A 19,680-nucleotide genomic window follows, 5' to 3' on the forward strand; every position below is an offset into this window, starting at 1 on the left:
TTTTTCTCCTTGCCCATTGCCAAAGCTCAAAGAGCCGAAGCTCAGAAAGCCGAAGTTCAAAAGAGTGCGGCCCCCGGCGGCGGTGACACGGCCGTCCCCTGCCGTGTGCGTCACCGCCGACCCGGGGGCCCTTACCCAACCGGCCCGTGCGCGCTCATCCGCTCGAAGCGCGCGCACGGGCCGGGGTCGACTACTCGCCGGGGTGGGCGAGCTCGATGTCGTGGTCGCCGACACCTTCACCGGAGACGGTCAGGCCCGTCGCGACCGGCGGGTAGCCGGTCGCGATGACCGTGTAGTCGCCGCTGTCCAGGTCGGTGAAGGCGTACGCGCCGTCGGAGCCGGTGGTCGCGGAGGCGACGACGTTGCCCGCCGCGTCCACGAGCGTGACCCGGGCGTCGTTCAGCGGGCCGCTCTTGGCGCGCACGGTGCCGAGCACCCGCGAGCCGGACTTCAGCTCGACCTCGACCCGGGTGACGCCGACCGCGCCCACCTCGACGGGCAGCGCCATCGGGCGGTGCCCTGCGGCGTTCACCGCGATGGTGACCTGGCCGGGCACCAGCTCGGCGAAGGTGAACTCGCCCTGTTCGCCGGTGAGCCCGGTGGCCAGGACGTCGCCGCGCACGTCGGTCACGATGACCATGGCGCCCGCGACCGGCAGCTTGCCGTCGGAGGCCCGCACGACACCGCTGAGGCCGCTCGTGCCGCTCAGCAGGATGTCGTAGTTGAGTGCCTCGTCGGAGACGACGATCGTGGAGGCCTGCGGCTGGAAACCGTCGGCCGAGGCGATCAGTACGTACGAGCCGGCGCCCGGCGCGTCCACCGCGTAGGACCCGTCGCCCTGCGCGACCGCACGGCCCAGCTGCCGTCCCGCGAGGGAGATCAGCGTGACCGCGGCCCGCGGGACCGGGGCGCTCTCCGCGCCGCGGACGAAGCCGTGGACCGGAGTTCCGCCGCCGATGGTCTGCGCAGGGGCTTCACCGGCGGCCGACGAGGCCACCGCTGCGAGCTTCTGCGTGCCGTCGGGGCCCGTTTCGGTGCGGGCGCCGACGGAGGCCAGGACCGGCTGCTCGTCGGTGACCGCGGAGGCGGCCGTCGCCGGGGCGGCGGGAGAGGCCGCGGGGACCTCGGAGGCCTCGGCGGCCTGGGCGAGTCCGCCTGACGTACGCAGCGGAACCTCCTTGATGAAGATCGTGATCAGGAACGCGATGAAGGCGAGCGGCGCGGCGATCAGGAAGACATCGGCGATGCCGTGCCCGTAGGCGCTCTCCATGACCGTGCGGAACGGAGCCGGGAGCTTGTCCAGGTCCGGGATGCCGCCGCCGCCCGTGCCGCCGTGGCCCAGGCCCGCGGCCTTGGGACCGAGGTCCTCCAGGCCGTCCTTCACGTAGTGGGTGATGCGCGTCGACATCACGGCGCCGAGCGCCGAGACGCCCATGGCGCCACCGAGGGAACGGAAGAAGGTGACGACCGAGCTCGCGGAGCCGAGGTCCTCGGGAGCGACCTGGTTCTGCGTGGCGAGCACGAGGTTCTGCATCATCATGCCGATGCCGAGACCCATGAGCACCATGAAGATCGCGATGTGCCAGTACTCGGTGTCGTACCGCATCGTGCCGAGAAGGCCGAGGCCCGCGGTCAGGAGCGCACCGCCGGTGACCAGCCAGGCCTTCCACTTGCCGGTCTTGGTGATGACCTGGCCCGAGACCGTCGATGAGACGAACAGACCCGCGATCATCGGGATCGTCATGACGCCGGACATCGTCGGCGACTTGTCGCGCGCCAGCTGGAAGTACTGGCTGAAGAACACGGTGCCCGCGAACATCCCGACGCCCACGAAGAGCGAGGCGATGGAGGCGAGGGTGATCGTGCGGTTGCGGAAGAGCCGCAGCGGGATGATCGGCTCGCGCGCCTTGGACTCGACGAGCAGGAAGAGCAGCCCGAGGACGATCGAACCGCCGACCATCGCGCCGGTCTGCCAGGACATCCAGTCGTACTTGTCGCCCGCGAAGGTCACCCAGACCAGGAGCAGGGAGACGGAGGCCGAGATGAAGAAGGCACCGCTCCAGTCGACCTTGACGTCCCGCTTCACGACGGGGAGCTTCAGGGTCTTCTGCAGGACGATCAGAGCGATGATCGCGAAGGGCACGCCGACGTAGAAGCACCAGCGCCAGCCGAGCCACGAGGTGTCGGTGATGACACCGCCGAGCAGCGGGCCGCCGACGGTGGCGACGGCGAAGGTCGCACCGAGGTAGCCGGAGTAACGGCCACGCTCGCGCGGGGCGATCATCGCGGCCATCACGATCTGCGCGAGGGCGGAGAGACCGCCGACGCCGATGCCCTGGACGACACGGCAGGCGATCAGCATCCCGGCGTTCTGCGAGAGGCCGGCGACGACCGAGCCGAGCACGTAGATGACCAGGGCTATCTGGACCAGGGCCTTCTTACTGAAGAGGTCCGACAGCTTGCCCCACAGGGGCGTGGTCGCCGTCATCGCCAGGAGCGAGGCGGTGACGACCCAGGTGTAGGCGGACTGGCCGCCGCCCAGGTCGCCGATGATTTCAGGCAGGGCGTTGGAGACGATCGTCGACGACAGGATCGCGACGAACATGCCGAGCAGCAGGCCGGAGAGGGCCTCCATGATCTGGCGGTGCGTCATCGGAGCGCTCGCGTCGTGCGCGGCTCCGTGCTTGGCGTGGCTGCCCCGCACACCGGATGGTGTGGTTGTTGCCATGGGCTGGGCTTCCTCTTCGTTACGCGGGTGTACGGGTGGTCTCTTCGAAGGGGAGCCGGGCCGAAGCCGCACGGCAGTCCCCGAAGCTGTCGCGCAGTCGCGCGAGCAGCGTGCTGAGCTGGACGACTTCTTCGTCCGACCAGTCATGCAAGTAGTGGGTGAGTGTCCTGATGGACAGGTCGGACAGCTCGTCGACCTTGGCCTTGCCCTCGGGGGTCAGGCGCAGGATCCGGGAGCGCTTGTCGGCGGGGTCGGGATCCCGCAGGATCCACTCCTTCTCGGCGACATGGGCCACGTGGCGGCTGGTCACCGACATGTCCACGGCGAGCAGCTCGGCGAGCCTGCTCATCCGCATCTCTCCGTGCCGGTCGAGCAGGATGAGTACGGCGGCGGACCCTGCGGGGCAGTCGTGCGGCAAGCCTCTTCCGAGGCCACGCTTCACGGCACCGATGGCGCTGAGTTGTCGGGCCAGCTCCTCGTACTGACGCTGCGCGGCCACGGCACCTCCTATGTTGTTGCTTAGGGCAACCATAGAGACAGTTGGTTGCCGCAGGCAAACTAAAACTGGACCAACGCCCTAAAGAGTCGGCAAAGGTCTGGGACCGCGCTCGTAAAGTCCGTGGTCAGTGGGGGTTGGGCCGACACCCGATGGTTCGCTAGGGTCCCGTGCTATGGCACACAACCCCCAGGGCCCCCAGAACACTCCCGACCCCGCCGGCAGCACGCAGATGTTCCGCGCCTTCGTCGACGAGTCCCCGCAGCAGGGCCGAGCACAGCAGCCGGCGGCAGCGCCCGCGGGCCCGCGCATCGGCCTGATCATCGGCGTCGTACTCGCGATCGTGGTGGTGGCGGGGGTGGCTTGGCTGGCGTTGAAGTAGGGCCCCTTTAGGGGCGCGGGGAACTGCGCGCTCAGCCACGAACGACCCGCAGTCGAAAAGTCCCCTACTTCCACTTAACAGAGACGTCCTGCGTCTCCACATGCATGCCCAGCGGCACCCGCCAGGCCTCGACGCACACGGGCCAGGTCTTCTTGACCCGGTCTCCCGCGCCGATGGGCGCAGGCAGCTTCACGGTCGACTTGATCGTGGCCCAGTCGACGCCAAGGGCACCGATGATGTGCGTCCCGAAGGTGACCGTGCCCGACCGCACCGGCGATCCGCCGGTGTTGCGAAAGGAGACGGTCACTTTCTCGCACCAGCGATCAGCCGCAGGCTTACGCTCCGGATCACCCACGCTGAGCTTCGCGGGCCCGCTGGGTCCGGTGCCGGTGCCGGTGGCGGGCGCGGAGGGAGTGGAGGGGGTGCTGCTCGTCCCGCCCTCCGGGCTTCCCGATGATGAATTCCCCGTCGTACGACCGGGCTTGGCGCCGTCGGCCGTGGAGTCGTCGCCGTCCGGGGTGGCCGGAGAGACCGAACCGGCCTTGCCGCTAGCGGACTTGTCGGCGGAGTCGTCCGAGCTGCTGGAGCGGCCCGGCTCCGGGGGCTTCGAGCCGTCACCGCCGCCCTCGCCGGGAGGCGCCAGCGGTACGAGTTCCACGTCTCCGGTAGGGGCAACGCCCTTGCCCGGCGTCTTGTGAGGCCCCGCGCCGACCGGACCCGTCGCCACATACCCGTCGCCGTCCCCGCCGCCGCAAGCCGCGAGGAGCCCGCCCAGGCACAGGGCAGCCGTAGACGCACCCAGTACGTTCCGTATGCCACGTCGCATGGCGTCAGTGTGTCTGACGGGTCGTCAATTAGGAACCCCGTCAGCAACTCCGGTCCCCCTGCGGCACTTTGAGCCACAGGGGGAGTGCGATCAGTCCGCGATGAGGCCTTCCCGCAGCTGCGAAAGCGTCCGCGTGAGCAGGCGTGACACGTGCATCTGCGAGATGCCGACCTCCTCGCCGATCTGCGACTGCGTCATGTTCGCGAAGAAGCGCAGCATGATGATGCGGCGCTCACGCGGCGGCAGCTTGGCGAGCAGGGGCTTGAGGGATTCGCGGTACTCGACGCCTTCGAGCGCGCTGTCCTCGTACCCCAGACGGTCCGCGAGGGAGCCCTCGCCGCCGTCGTCCTCGACCGCCGGGGAGTCCAGCGAGGAGGCGGTGTACGCGTTCCCGACGGCAAGGCCGTCGACCACGTCCTCCTCGGACACCCCGAGCGCCTTGGCGAGTTCGGGAACGGTCGGTGAGCGGTCCAGCTTCTGCGCCAGCTCGTCACTCGTCTTCGTCAGCGCGAGCCGCAGCTCCTGAAGGCGGCGCGGGACGCGCACCGACCAACTCGTGTCGCGGAAGAAGCGCTTGATCTCGCCGACGACGGTCGGCATCGCGAACGTCGGGAATTCCACGCCGCGTTCGCAGTCGAAGCGGTCGATCGCCTTGATCAGGCCGATCGTGCCGACCTGGACGATGTCCTCCATCGGTTCGTTGCGGCTGCGGAAGCGCGCCGCCGCATAGCGAACGAGCGGGAGATTGAGCTCGATCAGCGTGTCCCTCACATAGACACGTTCCGGGCTGTCCTTGTCGAGTGCGGCGAGCCGCAGGAACAGGGAGCGGGACAGGGTGCGTGTGTCGATGGCTGCGGAAGCTCCGGAAACACTTGAGCTCGCAAGCGCGTCGGGCGCTGATTCGCTCTTGGTGAGCGTGAGCACCTTCGAGCTGCCCTGGTCTGCGGACATGCCACCCCCTTTGGGTCGCGGACGGTCACGGCGGACGTTCCCGTCGGAGGAACGCAGCCTCCACCTGAATACCGGACGTGAGGCTGTCGCAAACGCGGTTCCAGCAGAATGTCACATGTCGGCAACACGCTGTAGTTACATGTCGACAATAAAGGGTGACATCGATGCAGGAAAGAGGGGGTCTGAGGCTTTTCTGCACGCGAGATCGTCGGGACCGCCGAGAGAGCAGTCCACTCGATACGGTTACGCCTCGATACGGTTTGCGGATCGAAGTCGCGCAAAGCTTCTGGCCAGCAGTCTTGACACATGCATCTGAGAAACGCCCAATTCGGCGCTGATCTGTGATTGCGTCAGATTGCTGTAGTAGCGCAGAAGCAGGATCCGCTGTTCGCGCTCGGGCAGTTGTACGAGGAGATGCCTTACGAGGTCGCGGTGCTCCACGCCGTCGAGTGCCGGGTCCTCATAGCCGAGCCGGTCGAGCAGACCGGGAAGGCCGTCGCCCTCCTGGGCCGCCTCCAACGACGTCGCGTGGTACGAACGTCCGGCCTCGATACAGGCCAGGACCTCCTCCTCGGTGATCCGCAGCCGCTCGGCGATCTCCGAGGTCGTGGGCGAGCGCCCGAACGCCGTGGTGAGGTCCTCGGTCGCCCCGGTCACCTGCACCCACAGCTCGTGAAGGCGGCGCGGCACATGGACGGTTCGTACGTTGTCGCGGAAGTACCGCTTGATCTCGCCGACCACGGTGGGCATCGCGAAGGTCGGGAACTGCACGCCGCGCTCGGGGTCGAAGCGGTCGATGGCGTTGATCAGACCGATCGTGCCGACCTGGACGACGTCCTCCATCGGCTCGTTGCGGCTGCGGAAACGGGCGGCGGCATAGCGCACGAGCGGCAGATTGGCCTCGATGAGCGCACCGCGGACGCGGCCGTGCTCGGGGCTGCCCGGCTCGAGATCCTTGAGCTGCCCGAAGAGCACCTGCGTCAGGGCCCGGGTGTCGGCACCCCGGCTGCTGGGCGTGCTGGGGGCCGTCTGTACGTCCTGTAGGACCGGCTGTGCGTCCCGCAGGGCAGGCTGTACGTCCTGTGGGCCCGGAGCGCTCTGGGTGCCGGGGCCGCTGTTCGCTTGCGGGGTCACGGGTGGTGCGGATGGCGCAGGTGGTGCGGTCGGTGCGGGCGGTGCTTCGGGCGCAGTACTGGCCGGCACGGTCAACGCCACCCCTTCTCGGTCAAGCCAAGTCAAGTCCTGTCGAGCTCGGTCAAGATCAGCCGACCTTGGTCAACTCATCCGTCAAAAGCGGTCATAGCATCACAAGACATGTGCACTGTGTGCAAGCACCCGATAACTACGTGTTGAGGGGCAAGTTGGGCCGTAAGACGCAGAAAAGCCCCTCACCGTTCCGGTGAGAGGCCGCTCGGTGCGGGGCTGTTGGGCCAGGTGGCGCAGACGCTCAGAACTCGTAGTCCGCGATCACCCACGTGGCGAACTCACGCCACAGAGCGACGCCCGCCTGGTGGGCCGGGTGCTCGATGTACCGCTTGAGGGCATCGGTGTCCTCGACCGCCGAGTTGATGGCGAAGTCGTACGCGATGGGCCGGTCGGTGATGTTCCAGTCGCACTCCCAGAACGCGAGCTCCGGGATCTGCCCGCCGAGCGCGCGGAAGGCCTCGACGCCCTCGACGACGCGCGGCTCGTCGCGCCGGACACCGTCGTTGAGCTTGAAGAGGACCAGATGGCGGATCATGCGCACTCCTGGGAGGCCGGGGAGATGAGGGTGGGGGGAGAGCAACGGCGGACGGCGGACCAGCCGCTCAGTCCTTGCCTCCGTTGGCGACCCACGTCATGAAGTCGCCGACGCTCCGGGCGGCGTCCGAAACCGCCTCGAAGGCTATCTGTACATAGTCCGCGGCCTTGGCGGGATCAGTGATGATCACGTAGAGAATGAAGACGACGACCGCGAAGAGGCCGATTTTTTTCCACTGCACCGCCATGCTCTCGGCCTCCCCTTTACGTGCTGCGCCTTGTGATCCCTGTGACGGGCGTGAGTCTAACCCGGGCCTCGCTCACAAGGTCTTTAGGGACCAACGGCCCGGCAGCAGAGGCCCTTTGCCGGACGGTTCTCCATGGCGCGGGGCGCAGGATTGGTGATGTGCCCCAGCGGATCTGGCAGGAATCCGCGGGCAAGGGACTGGCCCCACTGCGGGGCCACGCGCCGTCTGCTTCCCCCGAACGACGGCGCTGGCTGGAGGGTTCCAGTCCTCATCGGGGGAAGCGGCTTGTCCCCCCGATGCCGCTTCCCCCGACCTATCCACCTATTCGTGTGTCTGTCTGCCCGTCTGCCTGTCTGTCCGCAGAGAGTCCCGGTGTCTTCACGGCACCGGGACTCTCCGCATGCGGAAACGACGAAGGCCCCGTCCTCGCGGACGGGGCCTTCGTATCAAGAGCGGTAGCGGTGGGATTTGAACCCACGGTGAGTTTCCCCACACTCGCTTTCGAGGCGAGCTCCTTCGGCCGCTCGGACACGCTACCGAGAGGAACTCTAGCCCAAGGTGGGCCGTGGTCCGAAATCCGTTTGGCCGACGGATGCCCGCGGCCCGTACCGAAGCCGCTCAGCGCCCCCGGAAGAAGCGGGTGAGCAGCCCGGCGGCCTCGTCCGCGAGGACGCCCTGGATCACCTCGGGACGGTGGTTGAGCCTTCTGTCGCGTACGACGTCCCAGACGGAGCCCGCGGCGCCCGCCTTCTCGTCGCGCGCTCCATAGACGACCCTGTCGACGCGGGACTGGACGAGCGCGCCCGCGCACATCGTGCACGGCTCCAGGGTCACCACCAGCGTGCAGCCGGTCAGGCGCCACTCGCCGAGTGCGGCGGCGGCCCGGCGGACGGCGAGCACCTCCGCATGCGCCGTCGGGTCGCCGGTCGCCTCGCGTTCGTTGTGGCCCGCGGCGAGCACCGTCGTGCCGTCCGGGGACAGTACGACGGCGCCGACGGGCACATCGCCGCCCTGGACGGCCAGTTCGGCCTCGGCCAGGGCGAGCCGCATGGGCTCCCGCCAGCGGTCGCGTACGGGATCGGTCTCTTCGTCGGTTTCTCGGTCGGGTTCGGGCGGGGGGACGGGGGCGTTCCGGTCGGTCACACCGGGAACCTAGCGGACGGTCTCGAGCACCTCCGCCGCCCCGAGGATCTCGGCGATGTCGCTGAGCGCGTCACCGGGCTCCAGGCCGAGCAGCTCCTTCTCGGGCACGCCGAGGTCGCTCAGGAGCTCCGAGTCGCCGAGGGGTCCCGCGGGCACCGCGTCGTCCGCGGCGTCCCCCGTGTCGTCGTCGGTGGCGGAATCGGGGGCGGCGTCGGGGTCGGCGGGTTCGCCGTCCTCCGTGCCGTCCAGGTCGAGGGCGTCCAGATCGGCGCCCGGATCGTCGGTGCCCGGCTCACGGCCGAGCATCTCGTCGGTGAGCAGGATCTCGCCGTACGAACTCCGGGCGGCCGCGGCCGCGTCAGAGACGTAGATACGAGGGTCCTCCTCACCGTCCACACGGACGACGCCGAACCAGGCGCCCTCCTGTTCGATGAAGACGAGGACGGTGTCGTCCTCTGCGCTGCCGGCCGTGGCCTCACGGGCCAGGTCGGTCAGATCCGACAGGCTCTCCACATCGTCGAGCTCCGTGTCGCTCGCTTCCCACCCGTCTTCGGTGCGCGCGAGCAGTGCGGCGAAGTACACCGTGACTCTCCCACTGGTCATAGACAGTGCCGGTTGACGGTTCGGGTGTCCCCCCGGCGAGTTCGGGGAGCGGGGGAGTTGCTGTTCCAAGCCCCGCCCACTCGGAATCGTGGCAGAAACCACGGCCTGAGGAGAGGTCTTCCGCCCCCTGTGTTCGCGTCGTGTCCGCGTCGAGTCGCGCGAAAGGCTCCCCCGAGCCCTGCGCGAGCGGTCGCCGCTACCAGCGGAAGGTGCGCATACGCATCTGCTGACGCATCCGTGCCGCCCGGGCGCGGCGCGGCTTCACACGGTCGCGGAGCTCGATGGCCTCGGCCCGTTCGTGCAGGAACTGGGCACGGCGGCGACGCCGCTCTGCTTCGGTCTCGCGGTCCGGCTCTCGGCCGCCCGGCTCTCGGTCCGGCATGGGCAACACCACCCCAGGTCGTACGTCCACTTTCCCCCGTTCGGCGGGTTTGATGCCAGCGCGGGGTGTTTCCAGGGGCCCGGGGCGGGGCGGAAGCGGCCGTCAGCGGGGGAGTCCAGGTGGTCCGGGGCGCGGTTACTGTTGATGTCATGCGGATCCACGTCGTCGACCACCCGCTGGTGGCGCACAAACTCACCACGCTGCGCGACAAGCGCACCGACTCTCCTACCTTCCGGCGCCTCGCCGACGAGCTGGTCACCCTGCTCGCGTACGAGGCCACCCGGGACGTGCGCACCGAGCAGGTCGACATCGAGACCCCGGTCACCCCGACGACCGGCGTCAAGCTGTCCTACCCGCGCCCCCTGGTCGTGCCGATCCTGCGCGCCGGGCTCGGCATGCTGGACGGCATGGTGCGCCTCCTGCCGACCGCCGAGGTGGGCTTCCTCGGGATGATCCGCGACGAGGAGACGCTGCAGGCGTCGACGTACGCGACCCGGATGCCCGAGGACCTCTCCGGGCGCCAGGTGTACGTCCTTGACCCGATGCTGGCCACCGGCGGCACGCTCGTCGCGGCCATCCAGGAACTGATCAAGCGCGGCGCCGACGACGTCACCGCCGTGGTGCTGCTCGCCGCCCCCGAGGGCGTCGAGGTCATGGAGCGCGAGCTCGCGGGCACGCCGGTGACGGTCGTGACGGCATCGGTCGACGAGCGGCTCAACGAGAACGGCTACATCGTGCCGGGCCTCGGCGACGCCGGGGACCGGATGTACGGGACTGCCGAGTAGCGCTCAGCAGTCCTTCCGGGAGTCCCGGAACAGCGCTCAGCAGTCTTTCTTGCCGCTGGACGGTGAGGGCGTCGGCTTGGGTTTGGCGAGTACCGCCAGAGCCTTGTCGGCGTCCTTTTTCTTTGCCAGATCCTTGAACTTCGCGCCCAGAATGAGGTCCACCTCGACGCCCTTGCGGGCGTCCGTCCTGCTCTCGGCGTCCGCGAGCTGCGTACCGAGCACCGGCAGCGCGCTGTCCGTGGCGGACTTGGCGCCGAGCAGTATCCCGGTGCCCTTGACCTTCTTGTCGTACGCCTTCGTCGCGTTGTCCACCTTGCCGACGGTGAAGCCGCGCTTCTTGAGCTCGGTGGCGACGTCCTTGGCGAGGCCGCCGCGGGCCGTGGCGTTGAAGACGTTGACCTTGATCTGGCCGGGTTTCGGGAGCGCCTTGGGCCCGGACGGTTCGCCTGAGGGGCCGCCTGACGGACCGTCGGACGGGCCGCCCGACGGGCCGGGTTTCCTGGCCGCGCAGTCGCCGCGCGAGCTCGCCGCAGTGGCCTTGTCGCCGCCCGTGAAGACGTCGATGAGCTGCAGGGTTCCCCAGCCGATCAGTCCGACCGCGACGACGGACGCCACCACCGCGAGCACGATCCTGCGACGGCCACGGTTTCGGCGCATACGCGGGTATTTGGACCCCGTGATGCGGTACTTGCCGCCCATGCCGGGGGGAGTGAGCATGCTCATGGGCGCAGCGTAGTGCGGTGACGCCGTGATGCCTACTAAATGATCATTGACTCGGGCTCAGTGCAACCCAAAAGGGCCAATGAGGGCGTGAGCGCCCGGCGGTACGGCTGCCGTCCGTCATCGACCGCTGTCGGACCCCTGTCGGGCCTTGTCGACTGCGGGTCAGCCCATCTCGAGGACGCGGGCGTGCAGTACCTGGCGCTGCTGGAGCGCGGCGCGGACCGCGCGGTGCAGTCCGTCTTCCAGGTAGAGGTCGCCCTGCCACTTCACCACGTGCGCGAAGAGGTCGCCGTAGAACGTCGAGTCCTCCGCGAGGAGCGTCTCTAGGTCCAGCTGGCCCTTGGTCGTCACGAGCTGATCGAGGCGGACCGGGCGCGGCGCGACGTCCGCCCACTGCCGGGTGCTTTCCCGGCCGTGGTCGGGGTACGGCCGGCCGTTTCCGATGCGCTTGAAGATCACACGGAAAGCCTACCGGGCAAGGCTCTCCGGGCGCAGCCATGGCGACGGAGTGCGACGCTGGGAAATGACGCCGGATATCGGGGCATAACGGAAACACTCAAGCCGAGAACAGGGGCAGAAGTGAGCGAGAGCCAGCCGATGCCGTCCATGAAGAGGAGTGCGAACCCCTCTAACGAGTCTTCGCCGGTCGCGGGGGTGACGAGCGGAGGGGAGGGTTCCGATGAGGCGCCTGACGGGGCTCCTGACGGGGCCTCTGGTGGGGCTTCTGACGGGGCTTCTGACGGGGCTTCTGACGGGGCTTCTGGTGGTGCCTCTGGTGGGGGTACGGCTCTGCCTCAAGGGGCAATGGAGATTGTCTCCGGGTATGCCTTCACGGGGCCCGCGCTGGAACTCGGCGCGCTCCTGTGGGACGGGCGGTGTCTGCCCGACGCCCAGGTCCGCGTTCCGCTGGCCATGCTCAACCGGCACGGGCTCGTAGCGGGCGCGACCGGCACGGGAAAGACGAAAACGCTCCAGCTCATCGCCGAGCAGCTGGCCGCGCAGGGCGTGCCGGTGTTCCTCGCCGACGTCAAGGGCGACGTCTCCGGGATCTCGCTCCCCGGGGAGAGCGGCGAGAAGGTCGCCGAGCGCGCGCGGGAGGTCGGTCAGACGTGGGAGGCGACGGGCTTCCCCAGCGAGTTCTACGCACTGGGCGGGATCGGGACCGGGATCCCGGTGCGGGCCACGATCACGAGCTTCGGCCCCGTGCTGCTTTCGAAGGTGCTTCAGCTGAACCAGACCCAGGAGCAGTCGCTCGGCCTGATCTTTCACTACGCGGACCAAAAAGGGCTTGAACTGGTCGACCTGAAGGATCTGCGGGCCGTGGTGACGTTCCTGACGTCGGACGAGGGAAAGCCCGAGCTCAAGGGCATCGGCGGTCTCTCCACGGTCACCGCGGGCGTCATCCTGCGAGCCCTGACCGCCTTCGAGGCGCAGGGCATGAGCGACTTCTTCGGGGAGCCGGAGTTCGACACGAGCGAGTTCCTGCGGGCGGCGCCGGACGGACGGGGCCTGGTGTCGGTGCTCGAACTGCCCGCCGTGCAGGACAAGCCGCAGCTGTTCTCGACGTTCCTGATGTGGCTCCTCGCCGATCTCTACAACGACCTGCCCGAGGTGGGCGACGTGGAGAAGCCGAAGCTCGTCTTCTTCTTCGACGAGGCGCATCTGCTCTTCAACGGGGCGTCGAAGGCGTTCCTGGAAGCGATCACGCAGACCGTGCGTCTGATCCGCTCGAAGGGGGTCGGCGTCTTCTTCGTGACGCAGACGCCGAAGGACGTGCCCGGCGATGTCCTCGCCCAGCTGGGCAACCGGGTCCAGCACGCGCTGCGGGCCTTCACGCCGGACGACGAGAAGGCGTTGAAGGCGACGGTCCGGACGTTCCCGCGTTCGGCGTACGACCTGGAGGAGACGCTGACCACGATCGGCACGGGCGAGGCGGTGATCACCGTCCTGAGCGAGAAGGGCGCGCCCACGCCGGTGGCCGTGACGCGGTTGCGGGCGCCGGAGTCGCTGATGGGGCCGGTGGAGGCGGGGGCGCTGGACGGGGCGGTGAAGGGGTCGCTGCTGTACGGGCGGTACGCGGAGGCGGTGGACCGGGAGTCGGCGTACGAGAAGTTGACTGCGGCTGTTGCGGTGGCCGCGGAGGAAAAGAAGGTGGAGCCCCAGGGGGCTGGCTCTGGCTCTGGCTCTGGCTCCGGCTCTGGCTCCGGATCCGTTGTGGACCAGGTTGTGGGGAGCGGGATCTTCAAGTCGTTGGCGCGGTCGTTGGGGACGCAGATCGGGCGGGAGATCTCCCGGTCGGTGTTCGGGACGGCTCGGCGCAGACGCTGAGGCTGAGGCTGAGGCTGAGGCTGGCGGGGCGCCTTGAGCATCTGCGTCTGCGTCTGCGCCGGTGGGTCAGCGTCCGTTCTGCTCGGGGCTGTGCTTCTTCTCGGGGTCCTCGTCCTCGGTCTGTGACGGGGCCGCGGCGGGGGCGGGAGCCTCGGGCCTTGGCGCGTTGCGTACGGCTTCGGCGCGGAGAAGGGCGTGCAGGGCTGCGTACGGGTCGATGGGCATGGGTGTCTTCCTCGGTTCGCTGCTGCTGATGGGGGGGGTGTGGTCAGTCCGGTTCAGTCCGGTGTGGGGACTGGGGACTGGGGACTGTCAGCAGCGGAGGACGACGGAGCGTGGGGCGGGGAGGTGAGGGTGCGGGAGTGTGGGCGGTGGGAGTGGTTCGGGGGTGCGGTGGTCTGCGGTGGCCGGGGTGGTGACGGGGGTGGGGCGTCTGGTGGGTACGCGGAGTGTGCTGTCGGTGGCTTCCTGGTGGGCCTCGCCGGTGGGCTCGATGGATACGGCGGCCGCGGGTGGGGCGGGGGCGGCTTCGGTGGGGGCCACGGGGACGAGGACGGCGCCGAGGAGCGCCAGCAGGACGAGGGCAGCGCGGAGCCACGCGGGTCGGGGTGACGCGGCGCGGCTCATGAGGGGTCATGTCCCCCGACTGGACCCGGTTGGTGTTCCCCGACGCCGAGATCCGCCCTCATGGGCTACGGGAGCGGCGCGCGGCTGACGCGTTGCGGTGGCGTTCGTGGTGGGGCGGGGCCGCGCCGGGATGTCCGTCCTCGCCATCCGCTGGTGGGCGCGTGTCTGCTTCGGCGGGGGAGCGCCGCGAACCGTGCTCCGGGCGGAAATCCCGACACGTCCCCTCACGTCTCGATGCCGACTGCGGGTGCTTGGGGGCCGGTCTCCCCCGGCTGGGGTACGTCGCGACCTGCCTGCCGAGCCATCCACTGGTGGGTGCCGGTTGCTTCGGCTGGGGAGTGCCGCGAACCGTGCTTCGGGCGGAAATCCCGGCACGTCCCCTCGTGTCTCGATGCCGACTGCGGGTGCGTGGGGGCCGGTTTCCCACGGCTGGGGTACGTCGCGACCCGCCTGCCGAGCCCACTGCCGTATCTCGCCGCCGCCCGTGGAGGCCTCCCTCCCCGCCCACCCGCCACTGCCGCTGACGCGCTCCTGCACCCCCCCACCCCGGCTCCGCCAATGACTCCACCCGCCCACCCCTTGGCAACACGGGGCAATCGGGCGGGTGGGTGGGAGAGCTTGTTCGTCAGGGGTGGATGCGGGGTGAACGGGTGGGTGGGTGGGGAAGGCCTGTTCGGTGGGGGTGATGCCGGGGGGTAGGCGCGGTTAGTTGCCGGAGGCCTTTGCGGCTTTGAGCTGCTGCTTGTGGGCGCGGACTCGTTGCAGGGACTCGGGGCCGGTGATGTCCGCCACCGAGCGGTACGCGTCCGGCTCTCCGTAGGGCCCCGCCGCCTCCCGCCAGCCGGAGGGACGTACGCCCAGCTGCTTGCCGAGCAGGGCCAGGAAGATCTGGGACTTCTGCTTACCGAATCCGGGGAGGTCGTTCAGGCGCTGCTGCAGCTCCTTGCCGGACGCGGCGCCCTCCCACAGGGCGGTGGGGTCACCGTCATAGTGCTCCACCAGGTACGCGCACAGCTGCTGGATCCGCTTCGCCATCGACCCCGGATAACGGTGCACCGCCGGTTTGGCGGAGAGCAGCGCCGCGAATTCGTCAGGGTCGTACGCCGCGATCTCGTGCGCGTCGAGATCGTCCGCGTTCAAGCGCCGGGCGATCGTGTGCGGGCCCGCGAACGCCCACTCCATCGGAACCTGCTGATCGAGCAGCATCCCGACGAGCGCGGCCAGCGGACTGCGGCCGAGGAGCTCATCGGCTTCCGGCTCCTGGGCCAGGTGCAGGGTGACGTCCATGGAATCGATCATCTCCCGGGTGCCGCGCTCAGGCCACGTGGCGACCGCGCCCGCAGCCTCAGCGCCGCCAGCGGGAAGACGAGGACCGACACCATCCCCGCCCCGACAAGCGCCGCCGCCTCGCCCGCCGTCAGCGCCTTGTCGTCAAGGCCGATGGTGGTGATCGCGACGACGAGCGGCAGGGCCGTGGAGGAGTAGAGCGTGAGGGCACGCCGGTCCCGGGCGTCCAGGTCACGTGGGGCGAGGAAGTACACGGGCAGGCCCCGTACGAGGAGGAAGAGCAGGAGGAAGACGGGCAGCAGGGCGAGAGCGCGGCCACCGCGAAGGAGCGCGTCCAGGTCGAAGTCGATGCCGGTCACGATGAAGAACACCGGCACAAGGAAGCCGAACCCCATCGCCTCGATCTTCCCGAGGACCACCTCACTGCTCTCGGGCGCCGCACCCTGCAGCACGAGACGGGTGAGCAGGCCCGCAGCGAACGCGCCCAGGAGCGAGTCGAGTCCGAAGGCGTACGAGAGTCCCAGCATCGCGGCGAGCAGCAGCATCACGAAGCGCACCGCGAACTGGCCGCTGCTGTGCAGGGTCTTGGCGATGACCCGGGAGAACCAGGGAGGTCTCGGCCGCAGCGCCCAGTACACCGCGGCGGCCGTGACGGCGGCGAAGGCGGCGAGCAGCACGGTCGACATGCCGGGGGCGCGACCGCTCAGGAGCAGCGCCATGGCGATGATCGGGCCGAACTCCCCGACCGCGCCGAACGCCATCATCACGGTCCCGAAGCGGCCCCGCAGATCCCCCGAGTCGCGCAGGATCGGAAGCACCGTGCCGAGCGCGGTGCTGGTCAGCGCCGTGCCGATGACGAAGCTCTTGGTGGCCGCGCCCGCGGTCAGCGCGAACGCGACGCCGAGGCCGAGCGCCAGCGAGATCACCCAGGCCCACACCGAACGGCGCAGGGTGTCCCCGCGGACGGCGCCGAACTGGATCTCGTACCCCGCGAGAAAGATCAGCATCGAGAGGCCGAGGTCCGAGAGCGCGTCGATGGCCGCGTCGTGGTGGGCCAGGCCGAGTACGTCGGGGCCGATGACGATGCCGAGCAGGATCTCGAAGATGACCAGGGGGACGGGGATCCAGCGGCTGAAGCCGTAGGTGAGGAGGGGCGCGAGCACGGCGATGGCCATGATCAGGATGAGCGTCCCCGGTTGCGACATAGGTGGCATTTAACCCTAAGGCGGGCAACTTGGACACCTTGCCGAGCCAGGAGGGCGAGCCGGGAGGGCGAGCCGGGAGGACGAGCCAGGAGGCCAGGGCTACTGGATCTCGATGGGGCCGTCCCCCTTGCCGCCGCCGTTCTCCCCCTGGCCACGGCCCGCGGGCGCGCCCAAGTACCTCTTGATGTCCACCGGTTCGCGCTCGCCCTGCCCCTGCCCCTGTCCCTGCCCCTGTGCCGCGGGCGTACCGAGGTTGTTCCGTACCGAGTCCAGGATCGTCAGGCCCTGCCCGACGAGCCCGGCCGCGATCTCACCGAGTCCGTCCGCGCCGTTCAGTACGTTGACGTTGGCCCCGGAGAGGCCGGTCGCCGCCTCCTTCACGATCAGCGGCAGCTGGTCGATCAGCATCCGGTCGAGCGCGACACGGTCGTACGACGCCGCCGCCTCGGCCTGGATCTTCATCCGCTCGGCCTCGGCCAGGGCGAGCACCCGGATGCGCTCGGCGTCCGCCTCCGCGGGCTTGACCACCTCGGCGACCAGCTGCTGCTGGCGCAACTGGGCGGCGCGCTCGGCCAGTTCGGTGCGCGCGTCGAGGACCTCCTGCTGCGCGTGCGCCTCCGCGAGCGGACCCGCCTGGGCGGCCTTGGCCTGGGCCTGCTCGACCTCGGCGGAGTACTGGGCCTGCACGATCGCGGTCTGCCGCGCGTACTCGGCCTGGTTCCGTGCCGCCTCCTGCTCGGCCTCGGACGCGGCCTGGGTCGCCTTGGCCTGGGCGATCTGGGCCTGGCGCTGGATGGCGGCCTTGTGCGGGGCGGACATGGCGTCGATGTAGCCCGTCTCGCCGTCGTCGATCGACTGGATCTGCAGCGAGTCCACGTGCAGGCCGATCTTCGCCATCTCGGCCTTCGAGGTGTCCAGGACCTCGGTGGCGAGCTTCTGGCGCTCGGTGACGATCTCCTCGACCGTCATCGAGCCGATGATGGAGCGCAGATGACCGGCGAAGATGCGGCCGGTGAGGACGGACATCTGGTCCTGGTCGGAGAGGAAGCGCTGGCCCGCGTTGACGATGCTCTCCGTGTCGTTGCCGACCTTGAAGGCGATCACGGCGCGCACGCTCAGGGCGATGCCCTGGCGGGTCACGCAGGTCTCGACGACCTCCGCCTCGTTCATGGAGAGGGTGAGGAAGCGGGTCTTGCGGAAGACGGGCAGCACGAACTTGCCGTGCCCCGTCACGACCCGGAACGGGGCGCCGCCGAGGCCTCGCCTGCCGCCGGAGATCAGCATCGCCTCATCGGGGGCGGGTACGCGGTAACCGAACATGGATCGACTCCTCAACCGGCGTCGCCGGCGCCGTCGCCGGTCAACGCGTCCAACGGGTCCAACGGGTCTGCCCACTTGATGACATCGACCTGGCGGCTGCCCCGCGACTCGATCACGAGCACGGACGCGCCGTGCGGCAGTGGCTCGTCGGACCAGGCGAGAAACGTCTCGGAACCTCCTCGGATCCGCACCAGGACCTCTCCGGGCCCCGCGGATCCGCGTGTACCGATGACGAGTTCACCGGTACAGCCGATCACAGCCTCATCCGGCGCCATTGGCGGCCGCCTCCCCCATGTCATGCAGGCTCTGTCTGAATCCTGACCTTAGCGCGGGGGGCGCGGGGCGCCCATGGTCGGCAGAGTCATCTGAACGTCAAGAAGTAGGGCCCGGCCTCGGGTGCGGCGCCGTTTCCGTCCGTGCTTGCATACGACGATGAGCCCCGCCCGAACTCCGGCCCCCTACATCCGCCCCCGCCACGCCCCCGACCTCCCCGCCTGCGTGGAAGCCCTGGCCCAGGTGCACGAGGCCGACGGCTACCCCACCAACTGGCCCGAGCGGCCCGCCGACTGGCTGACCGGGGGCTCGCCCGTCGGGGCCTGGGTCGCCGAGCTCGGCGGCCGGGTCGCCGGGCACGTCGTGCTCTGCCGGAGTGCGGTCGGCGACGTGGCGCCCGCCCTGTGGAGCGGGCGCGAAGGAGTGCCGGTCGACGAGATCGGTGTGGTCAGCCGGCTGTTCGTCGCGCCGGGGGCCCGTGGCCGCGGACTCGGGGCGCTGCTCCTCGCGCGGGTCGTGGCGGAGGCCGCCGAGCTGGGGCTGCAGCCGGTCCTGGACGTCGTCGCGTACGACACTTCGGCGACCGCCCTCTACGAACGTACGGGCTGGCGGTTCCTCGGCACGGGCGAGCAGCGCTGGAGCCCGCAGCAGACGGTCACCGTGCGCTGTTACGCCGGGCCGGAGGCAGAGACGCCCACCTGAGCCACCGCCTCCCGCAGCGCCTCCAGAAGACCCCGCACCGCGGGACGGTCCGGCGCGGGGCCCCGTACGGCCGCGTAGATGGACCGCACCGGCACCGGGTTGTGGACCTCGCGGACGACCACGCCGGAGTGGGGCGCGTCGAGCCCGAGTCGCGGGACAAGGCTGACGCCGAGGCCCGCGGCGACGAAGCCCTGCGCCGTGGCGTAGTCCCCGCTCTCCACCACGAAGTCCGGGCTGAATCCGGCCGCGCCGCACGCGTCGAGGATGGCGTCGAGGCAGGGACCCGGTGTCTCGCTGGCCACCCACGGCTCGTCGGCCAGGTCCGCCATGTCGAGCAGCTGCTTCGCGGCGAGCGGATGCCCCGCGGGCAGCACCGCGTGGTACCGGTCGTCGAGGAGGTGCTCGAACCGCACGCCGTCCACGCCCAGTTGACCGGGCGGCCTGACCACAAGGGCGAGATCCGCGAGCCGGTCCCGTACCTGCGGCATCGGATCGTCGGGGTCGGACAGCTTCAACTCGACCTGTACGCCGGGCTGTGCGCGCCGAAGCGCCGCGAGTGCCGGGGCGACGAGTGTCGAGCCCGCCGTGGTGAAGTACCGCATCGAGACCCGGCCCGTCCGCCCTGCCCGCAGCTCGGCGAGCGCGGTCTCCGCCTCGGCGATCTGCTTGCCGATGGCGACCGCGTACTCGGTGAGCAGCCGCCCGGCGTCCGTCGGCCGCACCCCGCGCCCGGTGCGCTCCAGGAGGGCGATGCCCGCCTCCTTCTCCAGGGCCGCCATCTGCTGGCTCACCGCGGAGGGCGTGTACCCGAGATTCCGTGCGGCGGCGGTCACGGAACCGCTGGTGACCACTGCCCGGAGTACCTGCATGCGCCGCGTATCAAGCATGCAGTCCAGCTTAACCATGCCCCTCGAACCCTTACGTAGAACTA

23 protein-coding genes and 1 tRNA gene are annotated in these 19,680 nt (G+C 69.6%); 4 read left to right on the top strand and 20 right to left on the bottom strand.

Annotated elements, in window-relative coordinates; translation table 11 throughout:
- Positions 1-190: 190 nt before the first annotated feature.
- On the bottom strand, positions 191-2,728 hold the full coding sequence (locus ACWFRJ_RS35645) for an MFS transporter (RefSeq protein ID WP_453540652.1): 2,538 nt from the start codon (positions 2,726-2,728) through the stop codon (positions 191-193).
- A gap of 19 nt (positions 2,729-2,747) precedes the next feature.
- Positions 2,748-3,227: a MarR family winged helix-turn-helix transcriptional regulator gene (locus ACWFRJ_RS35650; RefSeq protein WP_453540655.1), complete on the bottom strand. Its 480-nt coding sequence runs from the start codon at positions 3,225-3,227 to the stop codon at positions 2,748-2,750.
- Between the two features lie 172 nt (positions 3,228-3,399).
- Between ACWFRJ_RS35650 and ACWFRJ_RS35655 the strand changes: the two genes are divergently transcribed.
- Positions 3,400-3,606: a hypothetical protein gene (locus tag ACWFRJ_RS35655; protein WP_383268383.1), complete on the top strand. Its 207-nt coding sequence runs from the start codon at positions 3,400-3,402 to the stop codon at positions 3,604-3,606.
- A gap of 64 nt (positions 3,607-3,670) precedes the next feature.
- Here the strand turns inward: ACWFRJ_RS35655 and ACWFRJ_RS35660 are convergent, their stop codons facing one another.
- From ACWFRJ_RS35660 to ACWFRJ_RS35700, 9 genes are all read right to left on the bottom strand, one after another.
- Positions 3,671-4,432 carry a hypothetical protein gene (locus tag ACWFRJ_RS35660; protein WP_453540658.1) on the bottom strand — a complete coding sequence of 254 codons (762 nt, stop codon included), beginning with the start codon at positions 4,430-4,432 and terminating at the stop codon, positions 3,671-3,673.
- 90 nt (positions 4,433-4,522) lie between these two features.
- Entirely contained in the window at positions 4,523-5,383 is an 861-nt protein-coding gene (locus ACWFRJ_RS35665) for an RNA polymerase sigma factor SigF (RefSeq protein ID WP_383268388.1), read from the bottom strand.
- 243 nt (positions 5,384-5,626) lie between these two features.
- On the bottom strand, positions 5,627-6,598 hold the full coding sequence (locus ACWFRJ_RS35670) for an RNA polymerase sigma factor SigF (protein WP_453540662.1): 972 nt from the start codon (positions 6,596-6,598) through the stop codon (positions 5,627-5,629).
- A 232-nt stretch (positions 6,599-6,830) separates the two neighbouring features.
- Positions 6,831-7,124 carry a Dabb family protein gene (locus tag ACWFRJ_RS35675; protein ID WP_393482300.1) on the bottom strand — a complete coding sequence of 98 codons (294 nt, stop codon included), beginning with the start codon at positions 7,122-7,124 and terminating at the stop codon, positions 6,831-6,833.
- A gap of 67 nt (positions 7,125-7,191) precedes the next feature.
- The gene (locus ACWFRJ_RS35680; RefSeq protein WP_453540665.1) at positions 7,192-7,371 is read right to left on the bottom strand and encodes a hypothetical protein; all 180 of its coding nucleotides are present in this window, start codon (positions 7,369-7,371) and stop codon (positions 7,192-7,194) included.
- A gap of 453 nt (positions 7,372-7,824) precedes the next feature.
- Positions 7,825-7,909 (bottom strand) — tRNA-Ser (locus ACWFRJ_RS35685).
- A gap of 80 nt (positions 7,910-7,989) precedes the next feature.
- Complete coding sequence (gene tadA, locus ACWFRJ_RS35690; protein ID WP_453540916.1) at positions 7,990-8,421, bottom strand: tRNA adenosine(34) deaminase TadA; 432 nt, start codon at positions 8,419-8,421, stop codon at positions 7,990-7,992.
- Between the two features lie 102 nt (positions 8,422-8,523).
- On the bottom strand, positions 8,524-9,096 hold the full coding sequence (locus ACWFRJ_RS35695; RefSeq protein ID WP_453540919.1) for a tRNA adenosine deaminase-associated protein: 573 nt from the start codon (positions 9,094-9,096) through the stop codon (positions 8,524-8,526).
- Positions 9,097-9,313: 217 nt separating this feature from the next.
- Positions 9,314-9,499 carry a hypothetical protein gene (locus tag ACWFRJ_RS35700; protein ID WP_160505980.1) on the bottom strand — a complete coding sequence of 62 codons (186 nt, stop codon included), beginning with the start codon at positions 9,497-9,499 and terminating at the stop codon, positions 9,314-9,316.
- 149 nt (positions 9,500-9,648) lie between these two features.
- Here ACWFRJ_RS35700 and upp point away from each other — a divergent pair, with 149 nt between their 5' ends.
- Positions 9,649-10,284 carry a uracil phosphoribosyltransferase gene (upp, locus tag ACWFRJ_RS35705; RefSeq protein WP_135331553.1) on the top strand — a complete coding sequence of 212 codons (636 nt, stop codon included), beginning with the start codon at positions 9,649-9,651 and terminating at the stop codon, positions 10,282-10,284.
- Between the two features lie 36 nt (positions 10,285-10,320).
- Here the strand turns inward: upp and ACWFRJ_RS35710 are convergent, their stop codons facing one another.
- Both ACWFRJ_RS35710 and ACWFRJ_RS35715 read right to left on the bottom strand, forming a co-directional pair.
- Positions 10,321-11,007 carry a LytR C-terminal domain-containing protein gene (locus ACWFRJ_RS35710; protein ID WP_453540668.1) on the bottom strand — a complete coding sequence of 229 codons (687 nt, stop codon included), beginning with the start codon at positions 11,005-11,007 and terminating at the stop codon, positions 10,321-10,323.
- Between the two features lie 162 nt (positions 11,008-11,169).
- Positions 11,170-11,466 carry a type II toxin-antitoxin system VapB family antitoxin gene (locus ACWFRJ_RS35715; protein ID WP_014155093.1) on the bottom strand — a complete coding sequence of 99 codons (297 nt, stop codon included), beginning with the start codon at positions 11,464-11,466 and terminating at the stop codon, positions 11,170-11,172.
- 345 nt (positions 11,467-11,811) lie between these two features.
- Here ACWFRJ_RS35715 and ACWFRJ_RS35720 point away from each other — a divergent pair, with 345 nt between their 5' ends.
- The gene (locus ACWFRJ_RS35720; RefSeq protein WP_453540672.1) at positions 11,812-13,335 is read left to right on the top strand and encodes a helicase HerA-like domain-containing protein; all 1,524 of its coding nucleotides are present in this window, start codon (positions 11,812-11,814) and stop codon (positions 13,333-13,335) included.
- Between the two features lie 66 nt (positions 13,336-13,401).
- Here the strand turns inward: ACWFRJ_RS35720 and ACWFRJ_RS35725 are convergent, their stop codons facing one another.
- From ACWFRJ_RS35725 to ACWFRJ_RS35750, 6 genes are all read right to left on the bottom strand, one after another.
- Positions 13,402-13,560 carry a hypothetical protein gene (locus ACWFRJ_RS35725; protein ID WP_453540674.1) on the bottom strand — a complete coding sequence of 53 codons (159 nt, stop codon included), beginning with the start codon at positions 13,558-13,560 and terminating at the stop codon, positions 13,402-13,404.
- A gap of 87 nt (positions 13,561-13,647) precedes the next feature.
- Positions 13,648-13,962, bottom strand: a complete 315-nt coding sequence (locus tag ACWFRJ_RS35730) for a hypothetical protein (RefSeq protein ID WP_453540677.1) — start codon at positions 13,960-13,962, stop codon at positions 13,648-13,650.
- A 705-nt stretch (positions 13,963-14,667) separates the two neighbouring features.
- A complete protein-coding gene (locus ACWFRJ_RS35735; RefSeq protein WP_453540680.1) occupies positions 14,668-15,249 on the bottom strand; it encodes an HhH-GPD-type base excision DNA repair protein in 582 nt (193 codons plus the stop codon).
- 8 nt (positions 15,250-15,257) lie between these two features.
- On the bottom strand, positions 15,258-16,454 hold the full coding sequence (locus ACWFRJ_RS35740) for a cation:proton antiporter (RefSeq protein WP_453540683.1): 1,197 nt from the start codon (positions 16,452-16,454) through the stop codon (positions 15,258-15,260).
- A gap of 99 nt (positions 16,455-16,553) precedes the next feature.
- Complete coding sequence (locus ACWFRJ_RS35745) at positions 16,554-17,774, bottom strand: flotillin family protein (protein WP_453540686.1); 1,221 nt, start codon at positions 17,772-17,774, stop codon at positions 16,554-16,556.
- 11 nt (positions 17,775-17,785) lie between these two features.
- Positions 17,786-18,049, bottom strand: coding sequence for a hypothetical protein (locus ACWFRJ_RS35750; protein ID WP_453540689.1), 264 nt, complete (start codon positions 18,047-18,049; stop codon positions 17,786-17,788).
- Positions 18,050-18,206: 157 nt separating this feature from the next.
- On the opposite strand from ACWFRJ_RS35750, the gene ACWFRJ_RS35755 reads away from it, so the two are divergent.
- Positions 18,207-18,749: a GNAT family N-acetyltransferase gene (locus ACWFRJ_RS35755; protein ID WP_453540692.1), complete on the top strand. Its 543-nt coding sequence runs from the start codon at positions 18,207-18,209 to the stop codon at positions 18,747-18,749.
- On the opposite strand, the gene ACWFRJ_RS35760 is transcribed toward ACWFRJ_RS35755, so the two are convergent.
- Positions 18,716-19,636: a LysR family transcriptional regulator gene (locus ACWFRJ_RS35760; RefSeq protein ID WP_453540695.1), complete on the bottom strand. Its 921-nt coding sequence runs from the start codon at positions 19,634-19,636 to the stop codon at positions 18,716-18,718. The two genes, ACWFRJ_RS35755 and ACWFRJ_RS35760, sit on opposite strands and share 34 nt — an antisense overlap.
- Between the last annotated feature and the right edge of the window lie 44 nt (positions 19,637-19,680).

The sequence above is a fragment of the Streptomyces sp. NPDC055239 genome (assembly GCF_053606205.1).

Bases quoted from the DNA above. Each gene is read 5' to 3' on its own strand.
- ACWFRJ_RS35645 (WP_453540652.1), bottom strand. From the start codon at position 2,728: ATGGCAACAACCACACCATCCGGTGTGCGGGGCAGCCACGCCAAGCAC.
- ACWFRJ_RS35655 (WP_383268383.1), top strand. From the start codon at position 3,400: ATGGCACACAACCCCCAGGGCCCCCAGAACACTCCCGACCCCGCCGGC.
- ACWFRJ_RS35660 (WP_453540658.1), bottom strand. From the start codon at position 4,432: ATGCGACGTGGCATACGGAACGTACTGGGTGCGTCTACGGCTGCCCTG.
- ACWFRJ_RS35665 (WP_383268388.1), bottom strand. From the start codon at position 5,383: ATGTCCGCAGACCAGGGCAGCTCGAAGGTGCTCACGCTCACCAAGAGC.
- ACWFRJ_RS35675 (WP_393482300.1), bottom strand. From the start codon at position 7,124: ATGATCCGCCATCTGGTCCTCTTCAAGCTCAACGACGGTGTCCGGCGC.
- ACWFRJ_RS35680 (WP_453540665.1), bottom strand. From the start codon at position 7,371: ATGGCGGTGCAGTGGAAAAAAATCGGCCTCTTCGCGGTCGTCGTCTTC.
- tadA (WP_453540916.1), bottom strand. From the start codon at position 8,421: ATGCGGCTCGCCCTGGCCGAGGCCGAACTGGCCGTCCAGGGCGGCGAT.
- ACWFRJ_RS35700 (WP_160505980.1), bottom strand. From the start codon at position 9,499: ATGCCGGACCGAGAGCCGGGCGGCCGAGAGCCGGACCGCGAGACCGAA.
- upp (WP_135331553.1), top strand. From the start codon at position 9,649: ATGCGGATCCACGTCGTCGACCACCCGCTGGTGGCGCACAAACTCACC.
- ACWFRJ_RS35710 (WP_453540668.1), bottom strand. From the start codon at position 11,007: ATGAGCATGCTCACTCCCCCCGGCATGGGCGGCAAGTACCGCATCACG.
- ACWFRJ_RS35720 (WP_453540672.1), top strand. From the start codon at position 11,812: ATGGAGATTGTCTCCGGGTATGCCTTCACGGGGCCCGCGCTGGAACTC.
- ACWFRJ_RS35725 (WP_453540674.1), bottom strand. From the start codon at position 13,560: ATGCCCATCGACCCGTACGCAGCCCTGCACGCCCTTCTCCGCGCCGAA.
- ACWFRJ_RS35730 (WP_453540677.1), bottom strand. From the start codon at position 13,962: ATGAGCCGCGCCGCGTCACCCCGACCCGCGTGGCTCCGCGCTGCCCTC.
- ACWFRJ_RS35735 (WP_453540680.1), bottom strand. From the start codon at position 15,249: ATGGACGTCACCCTGCACCTGGCCCAGGAGCCGGAAGCCGATGAGCTC.
- ACWFRJ_RS35740 (WP_453540683.1), bottom strand. From the start codon at position 16,454: ATGTCGCAACCGGGGACGCTCATCCTGATCATGGCCATCGCCGTGCTC.
- ACWFRJ_RS35745 (WP_453540686.1), bottom strand. From the start codon at position 17,774: ATGTTCGGTTACCGCGTACCCGCCCCCGATGAGGCGATGCTGATCTCC.
- ACWFRJ_RS35750 (WP_453540689.1), bottom strand. From the start codon at position 18,049: ATGGCGCCGGATGAGGCTGTGATCGGCTGTACCGGTGAACTCGTCATC.
- ACWFRJ_RS35755 (WP_453540692.1), top strand. From the start codon at position 18,207: ATGAGCCCCGCCCGAACTCCGGCCCCCTACATCCGCCCCCGCCACGCC.
- ACWFRJ_RS35760 (WP_453540695.1), bottom strand. From the start codon at position 19,636: ATGCTTGATACGCGGCGCATGCAGGTACTCCGGGCAGTGGTCACCAGC.